The sequence below is a fragment of the Chelativorans sp. Marseille-P2723 genome (genome assembly GCF_902809845.1).
Classification (GTDB): domain Bacteria; phylum Pseudomonadota; class Alphaproteobacteria; order Rhizobiales; family Rhizobiaceae; genus Chelativorans.
This window is the reverse complement of sequence record NZ_CADDWI010000013.1, coordinates 231,903-247,670: the sequence shown is the minus strand read 5'-3', so window position 1 is coordinate 247,670 and position 15,768 is coordinate 231,903. Positions and strand designations below refer to the sequence as shown.

At 60.3% G+C, this 15,768-nt stretch carries 14 protein-coding genes; 8 read left to right on the top strand and 6 right to left on the bottom strand.

Going from position 1 to position 15,768, the window contains the following annotated elements; all coding sequences use genetic code 11:
- Position 1 precedes the first annotated feature (1 nt).
- On the top strand, positions 2–1,825 hold the full coding sequence (locus tag HUS57_RS12515; protein ID WP_173934248.1) for an ABC-F family ATP-binding cassette domain-containing protein: 1,824 nt from the start codon (positions 2–4) through the stop codon (positions 1,823–1,825).
- A 126-nt stretch (positions 1,826–1,951) separates the two neighbouring features.
- Here HUS57_RS12515 and pyk read toward each other — a convergent pair whose 3' ends face one another.
- The gene (gene pyk / locus HUS57_RS12510) at positions 1,952–3,388 is read right to left on the bottom strand and encodes a pyruvate kinase (RefSeq protein ID WP_173934246.1); all 1,437 of its coding nucleotides are present in this window, start codon (positions 3,386–3,388) and stop codon (positions 1,952–1,954) included.
- A complete protein-coding gene (locus HUS57_RS12505; protein ID WP_173934244.1) occupies positions 3,385–3,858 on the bottom strand; it encodes a DUF1036 domain-containing protein in 474 nt (157 codons plus the stop codon). The genes pyk and HUS57_RS12505 overlap by 4 nt, the downstream gene beginning before the upstream one ends.
- A gap of 144 nt (positions 3,859–4,002) precedes the next feature.
- Between HUS57_RS12505 and HUS57_RS12500 the strand changes: the two genes are divergently transcribed.
- The 4 genes from HUS57_RS12500 to HUS57_RS12485 all read left to right on the top strand — a co-directional run bounded on the left by HUS57_RS12500 (position 4,003) and on the right by HUS57_RS12485 (position 6,911).
- A complete protein-coding gene (locus tag HUS57_RS12500; RefSeq protein ID WP_173934242.1) occupies positions 4,003–4,800 on the top strand; it encodes an N-formylglutamate amidohydrolase in 798 nt (265 codons plus the stop codon).
- Between the two features lie 14 nt (positions 4,801–4,814).
- Positions 4,815–5,099 (top strand): DUF1244 domain-containing protein, encoded by a 285-nt coding sequence (locus tag HUS57_RS12495; protein ID WP_173934240.1) that lies wholly within the window; start codon positions 4,815–4,817, stop codon positions 5,097–5,099.
- Between the two features lie 90 nt (positions 5,100–5,189).
- Entirely contained in the window at positions 5,190–5,633 is a 444-nt protein-coding gene (locus HUS57_RS12490) for a MarR family winged helix-turn-helix transcriptional regulator (protein WP_173934238.1), read from the top strand.
- A gap of 33 nt (positions 5,634–5,666) precedes the next feature.
- Positions 5,667–6,911, top strand: a complete 1,245-nt coding sequence (locus HUS57_RS12485) for a multidrug effflux MFS transporter (protein ID WP_173934237.1) — start codon at positions 5,667–5,669, stop codon at positions 6,909–6,911.
- Positions 6,912–7,005: 94 nt separating this feature from the next.
- On the opposite strand, the gene HUS57_RS12480 is transcribed toward HUS57_RS12485, so the two are convergent.
- Genes HUS57_RS12480 through HUS57_RS12470 form a run of 3 tightly spaced genes read right to left on the bottom strand, consistent with a single transcriptional unit; the run spans position 7,006 to position 8,914 of the window.
- A complete protein-coding gene (locus HUS57_RS12480) occupies positions 7,006–7,650 on the bottom strand; it encodes a carbonic anhydrase (RefSeq protein WP_173935181.1) in 645 nt (214 codons plus the stop codon).
- 23 nt (positions 7,651–7,673) lie between these two features.
- Positions 7,674–8,567 carry a pyridoxal kinase PdxY gene (gene pdxY, locus HUS57_RS12475; RefSeq protein ID WP_173934235.1) on the bottom strand — a complete coding sequence of 298 codons (894 nt, stop codon included), beginning with the start codon at positions 8,565–8,567 and terminating at the stop codon, positions 7,674–7,676.
- Positions 8,564–8,914, bottom strand: coding sequence for a hypothetical protein (locus HUS57_RS12470; RefSeq protein ID WP_173934233.1), 351 nt, complete (start codon positions 8,912–8,914; stop codon positions 8,564–8,566). Before HUS57_RS12470 ends, pdxY begins: the two co-directional genes overlap by 4 nt.
- A 253-nt stretch (positions 8,915–9,167) precedes the next feature.
- Between HUS57_RS12470 and leuC the strand changes: the two genes are divergently transcribed.
- Entirely contained in the window at positions 9,168–10,577 is a 1,410-nt protein-coding gene (gene leuC, locus HUS57_RS12465) for a 3-isopropylmalate dehydratase large subunit (RefSeq protein ID WP_173934231.1), read from the top strand.
- 322 nt (positions 10,578–10,899) lie between these two features.
- Here leuC and HUS57_RS12460 read toward each other — a convergent pair whose 3' ends face one another.
- Positions 10,900–11,433 (bottom strand): TetR family transcriptional regulator, encoded by a 534-nt coding sequence (locus HUS57_RS12460; protein ID WP_173934229.1) that lies wholly within the window; start codon positions 11,431–11,433, stop codon positions 10,900–10,902.
- A gap of 124 nt (positions 11,434–11,557) precedes the next feature.
- On the opposite strand from HUS57_RS12460, the gene HUS57_RS12455 reads away from it, so the two are divergent.
- Positions 11,558–12,694, top strand: a complete 1,137-nt coding sequence (locus HUS57_RS12455; protein WP_173934227.1) for an efflux RND transporter periplasmic adaptor subunit — start codon at positions 11,558–11,560, stop codon at positions 12,692–12,694.
- Positions 12,691–15,768 carry an efflux RND transporter permease subunit gene (locus tag HUS57_RS12450; RefSeq protein ID WP_173934225.1) on the top strand — a complete coding sequence of 1,026 codons (3,078 nt, stop codon included), beginning with the start codon at positions 12,691–12,693 and terminating at the stop codon, positions 15,766–15,768. The genes HUS57_RS12455 and HUS57_RS12450 overlap by 4 nt, the downstream gene beginning before the upstream one ends.

The window sequence follows — 15,768 nt, the reverse complement described above, 5'->3', positions numbered from 1 at the left end:
GTTGGCGCCGCCGCTTTTGAAGCTTGAGGACATCAGGCTCACCTTCGGCGGGACGCCCCTTCTGGACGGCGTATCCCTGATGGTGGGGCCGGGTGAAAGGATCGCGCTCGTGGGCCGCAATGGCTCCGGTAAGTCGACCCTGCTGAAGATCGCGACCGGTTTAGTGGAGGCGCAGAGCGGGGAAGTTTATCGCAGCCCCAGCGCTACCATACGTTACCTGCCGCAGGCGCCGGACTGGCAGGGGTTCTCCACCGTGCGCGCCTATGTGGAGGCGGGCCTCAGTCCCGCCGACGACATCAACCGTGTTGCATTGGTGCTGGACCAGCTCGGACTTACGGGTGAAGAGACGCCGGCCTCGTTGTCCGGCGGGGAGGCGCGGCGGGCCGCCCTTGCGCGCGTGCTCGCTCCGCAGCCCGACCTCCTGCTCCTCGATGAGCCAACAAACCATCTTGACCTCACCACCATCGAGTGGCTGGAAGAGGAGCTTCAGCGTTCGCCTTCAGCGCTGGTCGTCATCTCCCACGACCGCCGTTTCCTGGAGCGCGTAAGCCGGGAGACTGTTTGGCTTGATCGCGGCGTTACCCGCCGCCTCGACAAGGGTTTCGCCCATTTTGAAGATTGGCGCGACAAGCTGCTGGAGGACGAGGAGCGCGAGCAGGAAAAGCTGGGCCGAAAGATCGTGCGCGAGGAACATTGGCTGCGTTACGGCGTGACAGCAAGACGAAAACGCAATGTCCGCCGCCTTTCCGAATTGCAGGCCTTGCGTGCGCGCCATCGCCAGCATCGCGGCGTCGAGGGCGTGGCCACCATGGCGGCAAGTGATGCTGCTCTCTCCGGCAGGCTGGTGGTCGAAGCGAAGGGGCTGGAGAAGCGTTTTGGCGACCGGGTCATCGTGAAGGATTTTTCCACACGGATCCTGCGCGGCGACCGGGTCGGCCTTGTAGGACCCAATGGGGCAGGCAAGACTACGCTCCTGAAGATGTTGACTGGAGTCTTGCCGCCAGACAAGGGTTCCGTGCGTCTCGGGGTCAATCTTGAAATCGCCACGCTTGACCAGAACCGCTCCGCGCTCGACCCGGAGGAAACGCTGGCGCATTTCCTTACGGACGGGCGTGGTGAAAGTCTTGTCGTCAACGGGCAGGAGCGTCATGTCGTCTCCTATATGAAGGACTTCCTCTTCAAGCCCGAGCAGGCGCGCACGCCGGTTCGCGAGCTTTCGGGCGGGGAGCGCGCCAGGCTGGTCCTTGCCCGGCTTCTGGCTCGTCCTGCCAACTTGCTCGTGCTCGATGAACCCACCAATGATCTGGATATGGAGACACTTGACCTGCTGCAGGAGCTTGTGGTGGGCTTTCCGGGAACTGTGATCCTCGTCAGCCATGACCGTGACTTTCTCGATCGGACGGTGACAAGCATCATCGCCCCCGAGGAAGACGGCCGCTGGACGGAATATGCCGGCGGCTACACGGATATGATGGCGCAACGGCGCGGCGAGTCGCTTCGGCGGCCGGGAAAAGCTCGGCCGCAGCGCAGGGCGGCTGGCGAGAAGCCCGCGCGGGACGACGAGCAACGCCAGTCCTCAAGAAAACTTTCCTATAAGCAGAAATTCGCGCTTGAGACCCTTCCGAACCGGATCGAGGAACTGGCGGGAGAAATTGCGGGGCTGGAGCAAAGGTTGGCCGATCCGTCTCTTTATACGCGCGATCCTGAGGCCTTCTCGCACATCACGGCGGAGCTTGAGGAAAAACGAAACGAACACGCCCGTCTGGAAGAAGAGTGGCTGGAATTGGAAATCCTGAGGGAGGAGATCGAAGGAACTGGAAGCTGATGCAGTGGCGGCAGGGAGGCTGCTGGAATTTAGGTTTGAGCACATCCGGCATTTTGGGAAGCGGTTTTTGCATTCTCCTAGCAACTCAGGTCCGAAAGCCGGTAGCTAGTGTTTTTAGAATTGCACCTAAAGCCCCCTAAGGCCGTCAGAGCCGATATAAGCGATGCGCAGCAGGTTGGTGGCGCCGGGTGTCCTGAGAGGCACGCCGGCCGTGATGATCACGCGGTCGCCGGGCTTGGCGAACTTCTCCTCGAAAGCGATGCGGCAAGCGCGGTCAACCATGTCGTCAAGATCCGTCGCGTCTTCGGAGACGACGCAATGGGTTCCCCATACTAGACTTAGCCGCCTCGCGGTCTCCACCACCGGCGAAAGCGTTACGATAGGCACGTGCGGCCGCTCCCGAGCGGCGCGCAGACCGGTCGTTCCTGATGAGGTATAGGTGACGATTGCCGAAAGATTCAGCGTTTCGGCAATCTGTCTCGCCGCAAGCGAAATCGCGTCGGCGCCCGTTGATTCCGGCGGGGTTCGCTGGGCGTCGATAATATCTTTGTAAGTCGGATCGCGTTCCACCTGCGTGGCGATGGCGTTCATCATGGCCACCGCTTCGACGGGATATTGGCCGGCGGCTGATTCGGCGGAAAGCATCACTGCATCCGCCCCCTCGAAAACGGCAGCGGCAACATCGGAAACCTCCGCCCGCGTTGGTACCGGCGCCGAAATCATGGATTCAAGCATCTGCGTGGCGACCACCACCGGCTTTCCGGCGCGGCGGCAGGCGCGAGTGATCTGTTTCTGAATGCCGGGCACCGCTTCCAGAGGCATCTCAACGCCAAGATCGCCGCGCGCGACCATCAGGGCATCGGACAGTTCGAGGATCTCCGCCAGGCGTTGCACTGCCTGGGGCTTTTCAATCTTGGCCATGAGAGAAGCACGCCCGCGCGCCACCTTGCGCACCTCGGCCAGATCCTGGGGGCGCTGGATGAAGGAGAGGGCGATCCAATCCACGCCGGTTGCGAGTACGGCATCAAGATCGCGGCGGTCTTTCTCCGTCAATGCGCCGAGCGGCAATTCTGTGTCGGGCAGGCTGACACCCTTGCGGTCGGATATCTGATTGCCCGCAATGACGCGGCAAAGGATGGCGCTTCCGTCGTTCTTCAGCGCTTCGAGCTGTAGTCTTCCGTCATCGATCAGTAAACGATGCCCGGGTTTAACTGCTTCCAATATCTCAGGATGTGGCAGGTGAACACGGGTTTCATCACCCGGTGCGGGATCGGCATCCAGCGTGAACTCCTGGCCAACGTGCAAGGAGACCGCCTTGTCCTTGAATGTGCCGACGCGCAGCTTGGGCCCCTGCAAATCGGCCAGTATGCCGATGGGACGCTGCTTGCGACGCTCCACATTGCGGATGCGGGTAACGAGCTCGCGCATCCCGGCATGATCGGTATGGCTCATGTTGATGCGGAAGACATCGGCTCCCGCATCGTAAAGCCTGGCGATCATGCCTTCCTCAAAAGAAGAAGGACCAAGGGTGGCCAAAATCTTGACCTTGCGGCTTCTCCTCATGGATTAGCAACCCCGGTGACCGGCTGAACCGCACCATCAGCCGTGCCGCCGTCCACCAGTTGCACCATCCAGTTCTCCTGTTCGCCCGTGTCATATTCCTGGAAGCCGGCCCGCTGAAAGCCACGCTGGAAGCAGTCGTTGACACCGGCGATCTTGAACTCGTTGTCAGCCACGCACATCCTGATCGGGCCTTCCCAGCGGCCGCCCCGCGTCGCATCCTCCGCGTATAGGTAATAATAGCGCGATTCCAGCGGAGTATCGATCAGCGTCTTGCAACTTGATGCCTCGATGTGCCACCAGCCTTCGCTGATCCATCCGCTTTGTGCGCGATAACCCAGTGCTACGCCCACAAGGTTTTGAGTAGCGTTGCAGACGCGGAAATCCGCCAGGGCAGGAGCGTTCCCCAGGAGGCAGAGCCCCGCCGCGGCGGCTAACGCAACAATGCTGCTTCGGAAAGCGGTATGCCGCATAATGATGCCCTGCGATTAATCGATTTGACCCGTTCTTTTCGGCAAACTGCGTCTTCGTGTCAACGGAGAGTAGCCGTACGCCATTGAATGCCTGTGCTGTTCATGTGAAGACGATCTGCCCCTCCATCCAGTTCCCGGTCCGTCATGACTCGCACTGCATTGTTCAAACCTTTCGAAATTATCGACGGCGATCGCGCGGCGGGTGTCGTTCTTCTTGCGGACCATGCCTCCAATCGCTTGCCCGACGAATATGGTGACCTCGGGCTTCCGCCTGCCGAATTTGAACGCCATATTGCTTATGACATCGGCGTGGAATCCGTCACCCGAAAACTCGCCGCACTCACCGGCTGGCCCGCCGTGATGGCCTGCTTTTCGCGCCTCCTGATAGACCCTAACCGTGGTCCGGATGATCCGACGCTGATAAGGCAGCTCTATGACGGAACGGTGGTGCCGGGCAACTATCCCATCAGTTCTGCGGAGCGGCGCAAGCGCCTCGAAAAGTTTTACGAGCCTTATCACGATGCGATCTCCGCAATGATTGCATCGGTGGCGGCCGCGCATGGCGCACCGCCCGTTGTAATCTCGATTCACTCATTCACGCCCTTCATGCAGGGGCGGGAGCGGCCTTGGCATGTCGGTATTCTTTGGGACAAGGACGATCGGGTGGCGCGCGTTCTTTTTGAGGAACTGAGGCGCGAGCCTGGTCTCGTGGTCGGCGACAATGAACCTTATGACGGCGCGTTGCGCGGCGATACCATGTTCCGCCACTGCACCGTAAGCGGTTTCGCCCACGCGCTCATCGAGATTCGCCAGGATCTCATCGTTGCCGAGAGCGGCGCCGCGGAATGGGCCGAACGGCTCGCGCCCATCCTTGATGGCATCAACAAGCGTACCGATATGCATGAGGTGAAATTTTTTGGCTCCCGCACAGGGCCTGTCTGACCGAGGAGGTTGTCATGGCGGAAATTCCCCAGGAAAGAAAACGCGATCTGGAAGCTGCGGCCTTCCGGCGGCTCGTGGAACATTTGCGGGAGCGTAGCGACGTCCAGAACATCGACCTGATGAATTTGGCCGGCTTTTGCCGCAACTGCCTGGCGAACTGGTATCTTGATGCCGCTGAGCAAGAGGGTTTCTCCCTTTCCAAGGACGCGGCCCGCGAGATCATTTACGGCATGCCCTATGATGAATGGCGGGAGCGTTATCAGAGCGGGCCTAAAGTTAGCACGCCGGCGGGTCACTAAGCTTCGGAATGGGCGCCCAAATGTGCCTTGACAGCACCTAGCCTCTATGGTGGATAGATAGTAAGTATTACTTATCTTTTCCGAGGTTTTGTGAATTCCCCCTTCGATCCTGACACGATCGGTTTTCTCATTGGTGATATTGCCCGTCTCATTAAGGCGGATCTCGACCGGCGCATTGTCAGTGCAGGCATAGGCGTTACGCCCGGCGAGGCGCGGACGCTTCTGCATGCTGCACGGGCCGGCGAAGTGCGGCAGAACGTGCTGGCCGACCGTATGGGCTTGGAGGCGATGACGCTGAGCGCCTACCTTGACCGGGTCGAGGAGCGCGGATTGATCCGTCGTGTTCCGGACCCCTCCGACCGGCGGGCAAAGCTGGTTAGGCTGACGGACGCGGGAGTTGCAGCAGTGCAGGCGATCATGCAGGTGACAAAGGATATTCGTCTGCGGGCGCGGGGCAGGATGAATGATGAGGATTGGGCACAGCTCAACCACTTGCTTAAACAGGTTCGTACCAACTTCACCGAAGGCGCTTGATTTACAGCGGCCGTCATAGGATCAGCCAGGCATATGGATATTTCTGCGAAAACCGCTCAGGCGGCAGCACCCCTCATGAGCGCGCGCCGCGTCGGCATCATCGGGGCAATGCTGGTTGCGATCGGTCCGGTTTCGCTTGCCCTCTATACGCCTGCAATGCCGCAGATCGTTCAGGCTTTCGGCACCACTGACGCTGCCGTAAAGCTTACCGTTTCGCTTTATTTCGCAGGCTTTGCCTTTTCCCAGCTCATTTGCGGCCCGCTCTCCGATGCTCTCGGGCGCAGGCCTGTTACCTTTGCCTTTATGGTCATTTACGCGGTGGCAAGCTTCCTTGCCGTGCTCGCTCCCAGCGTCGACATCCTGATCATTGCCAGGTTTCTGCAAGGCTTCGGCGGTGCAGTGGGAGTGGCTGTTTCACGTGCGCTCGTACGCGACCTGTTCACCCATGAGCAATCCGCACGGATCATGAACCTGATGGGCATCATCCTTGCTGCCGGTCCGGCGCTCGCGCCAACCCTTGGCGGCGTGACGATGGAGCTCGCTGGCTGGCATGCCATTTTTGTCATCATGTTTGTCTGGGGCCTCGTTGTCATTCTGCTCGTGCATCTTTTCATGCGCGAGACAATCACGCCTGATTTGTCGCGAATGAGACCTGGAAGCCTTCTGCGCTCCTATGGCGCGCTTATGAAGAGTCCCTATTTCATCACATCGAGCATGGTTGTGGCCGGCGCGATCGGCGCCATGTACACGCAAGCTACGTTATTGCCATTCATACTGATGGATCGTGTCGGGCTGTCGCCTGCCGCATTCGGCATTGGCATGATCATGCAGTCGGGCACCTATTTCCTGGGGTCGTTATCGATGGGATTCCTGCTGCGCCGGTTCAGCGCCTTTCGGCTTGTCCCGGCTGGGCTTTTCTTCATCGCGCTCGGCAGCGGGATGCTCTGCTTCATTCTCAATTCCGGCCCGCCCACCTTTTTGCGCGTGATGGTGCCGGTGGCTGTATATGTCTTCGGCGTCGCATACGTCATGCCGGCTATGATGACAGCGGCGCTCGCGCCATTTCCGCATATGGCCGGCGCGGCTTCCGCCCTTTCAGGGTTCGCGCAGATGGCTTCGGGCCTGATAGGCGGCATCGTGGCGGCGCTGATATCCGATCCCGTTTTCGCGCTGAGCTTGGTGATACCCGGCCTGGGGACGATTGCGATCGTCTCCTGGCTGATCTGGCGCACCCTGCCGGAACCTGCACTGGCAGGGCAGGTAACGCACACGGAATAGGAACAGGCGGGTTCCTTTTCCGCGTGCAATTACAAAGAAGCGATGCAAAGAAAAAGAGCTTGGATCGTTTCCGCTTCCGGCTCGTGCTCACTCGTTAATCGAGTTCGGGCCGCTCGAAATCGCCTGTCTTGGGGTCCATCACCCACAGCTCGCCCGCTGAAATGTCGAACCAGGCGCCGTGAAGTGTAAGCTTGCCTTTGGATTCCAGTATCTGCACACAGGGGAAAGTGCGCAGATTCTCGATCTGATAGCGTATGGATATGCGTTCCAGCGCAGTCTGCCGTTCCGCCGGCGTCATCATGCTGTTGCCGGCAAGTGCCCCAGCCGCCGGAGCTAGAAGGCCCATCCATTTGCCGATGAAATCGCCCGGCGACAAGGGCTCCGCGGAGGGGTTGAGGGCAGCGCCTATTCCGCCGCAACGGCCATGCCCCATGACGACGATGCTCTTTACCTTCAGGCTCTGCACTGCGAATTCAAGAGCGGCTGAAGTGCCGTGGTGCTGACCGTCCGGTGCATAGGGTGGCACGAGATTAGCAACGTTGCGCAGGACGAAAAGCTCGCCCGGCTTCGCATCGAAGATGGTCTCCGGTGCTGCGCGCGAATCACAGCAGGCGATCACCATGGTTTCGGGCGATTGCCCGCCACGAGCGAGTGCCCGATAGCGCTGCTTCTCCGTGGAGTAGCGGCTATTCATGAAGTTCCGGTATCCGGCTAACAGTCGCTCGGGCAAAAAAGTCATCGCCTGCAAATAGCCGGGTTGGTTCATCTGTGCAACCCTCCAGCAATGCTTCGTGGAAGCCGGACGACGCGAGCCTCCGCCGTGGGTTCTGTGATGCTCGCAATGTCTGCTTCCAGCATCAGTTCGTCGGCTCCCCTTGCCACTGCCCTTACGAGGGCTTCGTAGACGGATGCCGTGATCCTGCGTAGAATCTCCTCCGGCGGAGCCCGGCGCAGCATCCACGCCGTGAGCAGAGCTGCGGACAGATCCCCCGGTCCCTTGGTCGCATTGTCGATGGACGGGTGCTCGGCAATGTATGCGGCATTGGGAGTTAGAAGCAGGTTGGCGATCCAGTCCGGCCTGCTCCCGGGCGACGAGGTAACAAGCATGGTGGGAGGCGTGGCGTCGATGGCGGCCTCGGCGACAGCTTCGACGTTATCGAGCGGCTTGCCAGTCATCCATGCAAGCTCGTAACGGTTGGGCGTGGCCACATCGGCAAGCGGCATCAGCTCGTCGCGAATGGCAATGGCGGTTTCCTTGGGAACGTAGAGTCCGCCAATATCGCCTATGATAGGGTCACACACATAGAGCGCATCCTTGTTCTGCCTTTTTACCCTGCGAACAAGCGAGGCTACGGCTGCCGCCTGCGTTGCGTCTCCAAGATATCCAGACAGAACGGCGCCTACCTCGCCAAGCCATGGCGCTTCTTCCAGATCATGCATGAACGAGGCGAAGTCCGCGGCGGATGGAACGATGCGCGTCGCTCGGCCGTGCCCCGGATGCCATGGCAGGATGACCGTCGGCACAGCCCAGACAGGATGCCCCAATGTCTCCAATACGAAAACGGAGGCGCGGTTGCCCACGGAGCCGCGGGCTACATGGCTTGACACGACGATGACGGCGCGCCGGCCGTTCGCCACCTCGTTCCGGACAGTCATGAGGCAGTACCTCCTGAAAGGAGGGACCATAACCACATGAGCAGGCCGATGGCGGCCGTTGTCGCAAGCACGCGCCCAATTCGCCGGCCCCATATTTCGGTCCAATCCTGACTTTCGGCCCTGCCTGCAGCAAAACGGTCCCGCATCGCTGCGTGGCCCCATAGAGGCGATTGGCTGTCACGTTCGACGCGCCTCAGGATTTCGCCCGCTTCCTTGCTCCGCTCCTCGTCCCTTGGCCTGTTACGCATCTGCTCGCCTGCCCTTCGCACGGAACGTCCTGCAAGGACGCCCGGCGGGCGAATAGCATTATTTGTATCCCGGCCGAAGAGCCCTTGAAACTTTTTCATGTGCTCGGCCTAAGAACCGCAAGCAAAACCGAAGGGCCAGGGCCGATTGCCCAAAGGCCGAAACGCTGGTATGAACCCTTTCCATGGAAGAACTCTTCGGACATCCGGCCTACAAAGGTTTCGTGCTGCAGGACGTCAAGCGCCTGCCGGGCCGCTTTTTCGCGCGGATTTCCGGCGCGCTTCTCTGCCAGCTTCCCTAGCGGCAACAATCCGCTGCCTGGCCTATTCCGCGCATTCTCCGAGGTAAATTGACATGACTGCACCGCGCACGCTCTACGACAAGATTTTTGATGACCATGTGGTCGACCGACAGGAGGACGGCACCTGCCTGCTCTATATCGACCGTCACCTCGTGCATGAGGTTACCAGCCCGCAAGCTTTCGAGGGGCTGCGGATGGCCGGGCGCACCGTTCGTCATCCGGAAAAGACGCTCGCCGTCGTTGACCACAACGTGCCGACGTCGCCTGACCGCATCTTCGGCATCAAGAACGAGGAGAGCCGCATCCAGGTCGAGGCGCTTGCGAACAACGCTGCGGATTTCGGCATCGAGTATTACAACGAGGCGGACCGCCGGCAGGGCATCGTCCACATTGTCGGCCCCGAGCAGGGCTTCACCCTGCCTGGCATGACAATCGTATGCGGCGACAGTCACACCTCCACCCACGGCGCGTTCGGCGCGCTGGCGCACGGCATCGGGACCTCCGAGGTGGAGCATGTATTGGCCACCCAGACTCTGATACAGCGCAAGGCCAAGAACATGCTGGTGCAGGTCGACGGGAAGCTGCCAGAAGGCGTGAGCGCAAAGGACATTATCCTCGCCATCATCGGTGAGATTGGCACCGCCGGCGGCACCGGGCACGTGATCGAATATGCGGGGGAGGCCATCCGTTCGCTCTCGATGGAAGGCCGGATGACGGTCTGCAACATGTCCATCGAGGGTGGGGCACGGGCCGGCATGATTGCCCCGGACGAGACCACCTTCGCCTATATCAAAGACCGTCCCCGCGCACCCAAGGGCAAGGCTTGGGATATGGCACGCGCCTATTGGGAAACGCTGCGCACGGACGAAGGCGCGCATTATGATCGGGTCGTAAAGCTCGACGCCGGCAGCCTCCCGCCTATCGTTACCTGGGGTTCCTCGCCCGAAGATGTGGTCTCGGTTACTGGCGTCGTGCCCGATCCGGACCAGATTCAGGACGATAACAAGCGCCTGTCGAAGAAGCGTGCGCTGGAGTATATGGGCCTTACGCCGGGCACCAGGATTACCGACATCACGCTCGACCGCGTCTTCATCGGCTCCTGTACTAATGGCCGCATTGAGGACCTGCGGCAGGTGGCCGAGATAGCCAAGGGCCGCAAGGTGCATGAGAGCGTCAATGCCATGATCGTTCCGGGTTCGGGCCTTGTAAAGGCGCAGGCCGAGGCTGAAGGTCTTGACAAGATATTCATCGAAGCCGGCTTCGACTGGCGCGAGCCCGGCTGCTCCATGTGCCTGGCAATGAACGATGACCGGCTGAAGCCGGGCGAGCGCTGCGCTTCTACTTCGAACCGCAATTTCGAGGGGCGCCAAGGCTTCCGTGGTCGCACGCATCTCGTCTCCCCGGCGATGGCCGCGGCAGCGGCGATTGCTGGCCGCTTCGTTGACATACGCGAGTGGAAGTAGGCCCGCGCTTTTCACTGTACGCGCTGACTGCCTCCGCCAAAAGAAAAGGGCCGTCCAAGGGACGGCCCTTCGTGCATTTCATTCCTGGCGCGGCCAGCGGCCGTGTGTTACCGCGCGCCGCGCGTCATGCGCTGTTAGCCGAGAGGCTGCTCCCGGAAAAGGCAATCCGCCGAGGCCACGCTGGAACTGAAATCACTCGACATCGGATCACCTCCTTTCGTTCGTTGGACATTTTGCGCATGTGGATAGTGCGTCAGGCAAATACAAGAGGCTCGTCGCCGACCGGCTGAAATCCCTGCTTTCAGGATGCCGGCAGCGGCAACTATTCAAGCTTTGCCAGGTTGCTGATCTGCTGGAGCACGAGCTCCCGTTCGTCCGGGCTCAGGACATCAGTCCCGAACAGCTTCTGACACCGCAATCCCTCCACCGCCAAAATTGCGACCAGAAGAGCGGCGCGATTGAGAGAATTCTGCTTCATCCTGTCAAGCAGAGCACGATTGAACTGGCGGACGGGTGCAAGCATCTCGGGGTCTTCTGACAGGGCTGCAAGTAGACCGGAAGGTGGAGGTTTTGCTCGTTCCAGGTCATCCAGTGAAAGGCGGATGAACTCCACGGCCTCTGACAAATTGCTGTCCTGAAGACGATCTGCCAGTGCGGACTCGAACTCATCGATATATTGCTGTACTAACGCCTTGAGCAGCGCGGACTTCGTCGGAAAATTATAGAGCAGACCACCTTTGGAGATTCCCGCCCGGGCTGCAATGGCTTCAAGCGAAAGATGCGCCGAGCCCTCCGTTCTGGCGAGTTCGGATGCAGCTTTCAGGATTTTCCGTTTCGTACTGCCGCTTGGAGGCATCGTGTAGGGTCACTGGGATTGACATTACCGTCCAGACGGTACAGTAGGCTGGAAACTTTCGCAACATGTGCCTGCCGCCTGTGGCGAAATCAACGTGTTCTCCACCGCAACCGGAAACCGGTCCATGGTCAAACGTTTCATCATCGCATTCATCCTCGTCGCCGCGATCGCCGGAGGGCTGGTCGGCTTCAACCTGTTCCGCGATCGGATGATTGAGCAGTTTTTCGCCAACATGCCGGTACCCACCATCACCGTCTCCACGACGGAGGTGGAACCATCGGTATGGTCTCCGACCATTTCCGCAATTGGGACGGTAAGCGCGGCCAATGGTGTGAATCTGACGGTCGAGACATCAGGAATCGTCAAGGAGGTCATGTTCCAGGCAAATGACCGGATCGAGGCGGGCGATGTGCTCGTGCAGCTCGAAGACGAGATGCAGCAAGCGGACCTTGCTGCTGCCGAAACTCAGGCAGCGCTCGACCAGCAAACGCTTGAGCGTGCGCGGGAATTGCAGCGCCGCGGTGTCGGCTCGCAGTCAAATCTGGAAGCTGCCGAGGCGGCTGCGTCGGCTTCGGCTGCACAGGTCATGAAGCTGCAGGCTGCCCTCAATCAGAGGCAGTTGCGTGCCCCTTTCAGTGGCACGATCGGCATTTCGCAGATCGAACTCGGCCAGTATCTTACCCCCGGCGAGGTTGTGGCTACCCTGCAAGATCTCGATACGATGCGGGTCAATTTCACGGTGCCGGAGCAGAGGTTCGGCGAACTCGCCATGGGCCAGGGTGTTCGTCTCGGACTCACCGAGGACGAGATGCCCTTTGAGGGCAGCATCATCGGCATCGACCCCAAGATTGATCCGTCGACCCGCCTCGTTTCCGTCCGGGCGGAAATCAGCAATCCTGAAGGAAGGCTCAATCCGGGCCAGTTCGTCCGCGTGAGGGTTGATCTTCCAGCCGAGGACGATGTCATTACGGTGCCCCAGACGGCGCTCGTTACCAGCCTTTACGGCGATTATGTCTATCGTCTGCGGTCTGCAGAGGATAACGAGGCCCAGGAGGCTTCCGGCCAGGACGGGGAAATCTTCATTGCCGAGCAGGTTTTCGTGCAGTCCGGGCGCCGTGCCGATGGCGCGGTAGAGATCGTGGAAGGACTTTCTGCCGGAGACGTAGTTGTCAATGCGGGCCAGAACCGGCTTAGCAACGGCGCCCGCGTGAGGATCGACAATACGGTCCAACCTGTCAGGGTGGGAGCGGCGGCAAGATGAACATATCCGCGCTTTTTATACGCCGGCCGGTCCTTTCGACCGTGCTTGGGCTCATGATCCTGCTGCTCGGCCTGCAGGGCATGTTCAATCTCTCCGTCCGCCAGTATCCGGAGGTGGAGGAGACGGTGATCACCGTCACGACCACCTATCCCGGGGCCAGTCCCGAGCTTATCCAGGGCTTTATCACCGCGCCTATCGCCGCGGCGGTATCGACGACCGAGCACATTGAATATGTGACTTCCCAGAGCCGGCCCTCGGTGGGCATCGTGACGGTGCAGATGGAACTCGGCTCAGACCCGGACATCGCGCTCACCGAAGTCATGTCCAAGGTTCAGCAGGTGCGTGGCCGGCTCCCCTCCGATGCGGAGGACCCGGTGATCGTCAAGGGAACGGGCATGCAGTTCGCGACCATGTATCTCGCGCTGCAGAATCCGAACATGACGGCCGAGCAGCTTACCGAATATATCGAGCGGGTGATCCGGCCGCGCGTGTCGACGATCGAGGGCGTCGCCGAGGTGCAGATCATGGGCGCGGCCAACTACGCCATGCGAGTCTGGATTGATCCCGTGCGGCTTGCTTCCCGTGGTATTACGGCGGCGGAAGTGGTCAACGCTATCAACGCCTCAAACTTCCTTTCCGCCCCCGGCAAGACCAAGAACGAATATGTCGCCTATGCGATAACGACCGAGACGACGCTAAGGACGCCGGATGCATTCGAGGCGCTGCCGCTCAAATCACAGGGCGACGAGCTGGTGCGTCTTCGCGACGTGGCTGATGTCGAACTGGCGGCTCAGAACACGGATACGATCGTCACCTTCAACGGTCAGCCGGGCACCTTCATAGGCATTTTCCCCACACCTTCTGCAAACCCGCTGGACACGGCGGACGCCGTCCTTGCGGAACTGCCGGAAATTCGCGCCTCGCTGCCGCAGGGGATGACCATGGAGGTGGTTTACGACGCGACGGAGTCGATCAGCGCCTCCATCGAGGAGGTGTTCAAGACAATCAGCGAGGCCGTCGTCATCGTCGTACTGGTCATCCTGCTGTTCCTTGGCTCCTTCCGCTCCGTGCTCATGCCTATCGTGACCATTCCCCTGTCGCTGATCGGCGTGTGCTTCCTGCTTTTCCTTGTGGGTTTTTCCATCAACCTGCTCTCGCTGCTGGCCATGGTCCTGGCCATCGGGCTTGTCGTGGACGATGCGATCGTGGTGGTGGAGAACATCCACCGCCACATGGAGGAAGGCATGCCGCCGCGCCAGGCGGCCTTCACCGGCATGAGGGAAATATCCTCAGCCGTCGTGGCGATGACCATTACGCTCGCGGCAGTGTTTGCACCCCTGGCCTTTACCGGGGGGCTGACCGGTTCGCTCTTCCGCGAATTCGCCTTCACGCTGGCCGGGGCGGTGATTATCTCCGGTGTGGTAGCGCTCACCATTACGCCGATGATGAGCGCCCGCATCCTGAAGGTAGGCAATCCGAGCAGGTTTCAGAACCTAGTTGACCGCACGTTCTCACGGGTCGAGAACGGCTATGAGCGGCTTGTCGCCGGCTCCCTCAACTACCGGCCCGTGACGCTGCTGGTCGTAATCGCTCTTGTCGCTCTGACCGGTTTCCTATTCTTCAAGACATCCAGCGAACTGGCGCCAGAGGAAGACCAGGGCGCGCTCTTTGCGTTGCTGAACGCTCCTCGCTACGCCACTTCCGAATACACAAATCTATACAGCAAGCAGATACGGGATCTGACAAAGGACCTGCCGGAGCTGCGCACGGATTTCTCCGTTGTTGGTTTTGGCGGAGAGACCAATACCGGCATTGCCCTTTGGGCTTTCACCGACTGGGCCGAGCGTGACCGATCTCAGAAGGAGATTCAGGAAGATATTCAGCAGCGCATTTCCTCGGTGGCGGGCTTGGAGGCGCTGGTCTTCGCGCCGCCTTCGCTGCCTGGCGCAGGCGGAGGATTGCCTATCTCGATCGTCGTCCAGTCGACCGGCGATCCGAGCCTCGTTTACGAGGTGGCTGAGGAAATCAGGCAGAAGGCGCAGGCGAGCGGTCGCTTCATTGTGGTCCAGAACTCTCTCTCCTTCGACGCCCCGCAAGTGACCGTGGATGTCGACCGTGAGCGCGCCGCAGCGCTCAATATACCGGCGCGGGACATCGGAACCACCTTGGGTGTGCTTGTAGGTGGCGGCGCGATAGCCCAGTTCGATCGAGATTCGAACAGCTATGACATCATCACCCAGGTTCCGGAATACTATCGCCAAAACCCTGAAAGCCTGGGCGATTTCTTCGTCCGCAGCGCCACCGGCGAGATGGTGCCGCTTTCGGCTGTAGTGTCTGTATCGACCGCAGCATCGCCCGCTTCAATCGAGCAGTTTAACCAGCTCAACTCCGCCACGATCTCTGCTTTGCCCGTGCCAGGTATAACCACAGGCGCCGGGTTGCAGACGCTTGAGGAGATTGCGCGGTCAACATTGCCGGATGGTTTCTTCATCGACTATTCGGGCCAGTCGCGGCTCGAGAAGGAGCAGGGCAACACCATTCTCATTGCTTTCACGCTGGCTGTGGTGGTCATCTATCTTGTTCTGGCAGCCCAGTTCGAGAGTTTTCGCGATCCGCTCATCATCATGATGTCGGTCCCGCTTTCCATCTTCGGGGCCATTGTGCCTCTCAATCTGGGACTTGGCACGCTCAATATCTACACGCAGGTGGGGCTGATAACCCTCATCGGGCTCATCACCAAACACGGCATCCTGCTCGTGGAGTTTGCCAACCAGCAGCGCGAGCAGCATGGGCTATCGCGACGTGAGGCAATAGTCGCATCCGCCAAGGTGCGGTTGCGGCCCATCCTCATGACCACGGGTGCCATGTCCCTTGGCGTCGTGCCGCTGATCCTTGCCTCGGGCGCGGGTGCGGCGGCACGGTACTCAATGGGCCTCGTCATATTTGCGGGCATCCTGATCGGGACGGTATTCACGCTTTTCGTCGTGCCGATGTTCTACACCTACATCTCCAGCAAGACGATCACCCGGCGCAGCAGCGGGGAAGAGGAGGTGCCGGCGGCGGCAGGCGCCTGA

What these genes read in the sequence shown, in the direction of transcription:
- pyk (WP_173934246.1), bottom strand. Translation starts at nt 3,388, where the DNA reads ATGAGGAGAAGCCGCAAGGTCAAGATTTTGGCCACCCTTGGTCCTTCT.
- HUS57_RS12505 (WP_173934244.1), bottom strand. Translation starts at nt 3,858, where the DNA reads ATGCGGCATACCGCTTTCCGAAGCAGCATTGTTGCGTTAGCCGCCGCG.
- HUS57_RS12500 (WP_173934242.1), top strand. Translation starts at nt 4,003, where the DNA reads ATGACTCGCACTGCATTGTTCAAACCTTTCGAAATTATCGACGGCGAT.
- HUS57_RS12495 (WP_173934240.1), top strand. Translation starts at nt 4,815, where the DNA reads ATGGCGGAAATTCCCCAGGAAAGAAAACGCGATCTGGAAGCTGCGGCC.
- HUS57_RS12485 (WP_173934237.1), top strand. Translation starts at nt 5,667, where the DNA reads ATGGATATTTCTGCGAAAACCGCTCAGGCGGCAGCACCCCTCATGAGC.
- HUS57_RS12480 (WP_173935181.1), bottom strand. Translation starts at nt 7,650, where the DNA reads ATGACTTTTTTGCCCGAGCGACTGTTAGCCGGATACCGGAACTTCATG.
- pdxY (WP_173934235.1), bottom strand. Translation starts at nt 8,567, where the DNA reads ATGACTGTCCGGAACGAGGTGGCGAACGGCCGGCGCGCCGTCATCGTC.
- HUS57_RS12470 (WP_173934233.1), bottom strand. Translation starts at nt 8,914, where the DNA reads ATGAAAAAGTTTCAAGGGCTCTTCGGCCGGGATACAAATAATGCTATT.
- leuC (WP_173934231.1), top strand. Translation starts at nt 9,168, where the DNA reads ATGACTGCACCGCGCACGCTCTACGACAAGATTTTTGATGACCATGTG.
- HUS57_RS12460 (WP_173934229.1), bottom strand. Translation starts at nt 11,433, where the DNA reads ATGCCTCCAAGCGGCAGTACGAAACGGAAAATCCTGAAAGCTGCATCC.
- HUS57_RS12455 (WP_173934227.1), top strand. Translation starts at nt 11,558, where the DNA reads ATGGTCAAACGTTTCATCATCGCATTCATCCTCGTCGCCGCGATCGCC.
- HUS57_RS12450 (WP_173934225.1), top strand. Translation starts at nt 12,691, where the DNA reads ATGAACATATCCGCGCTTTTTATACGCCGGCCGGTCCTTTCGACCGTG.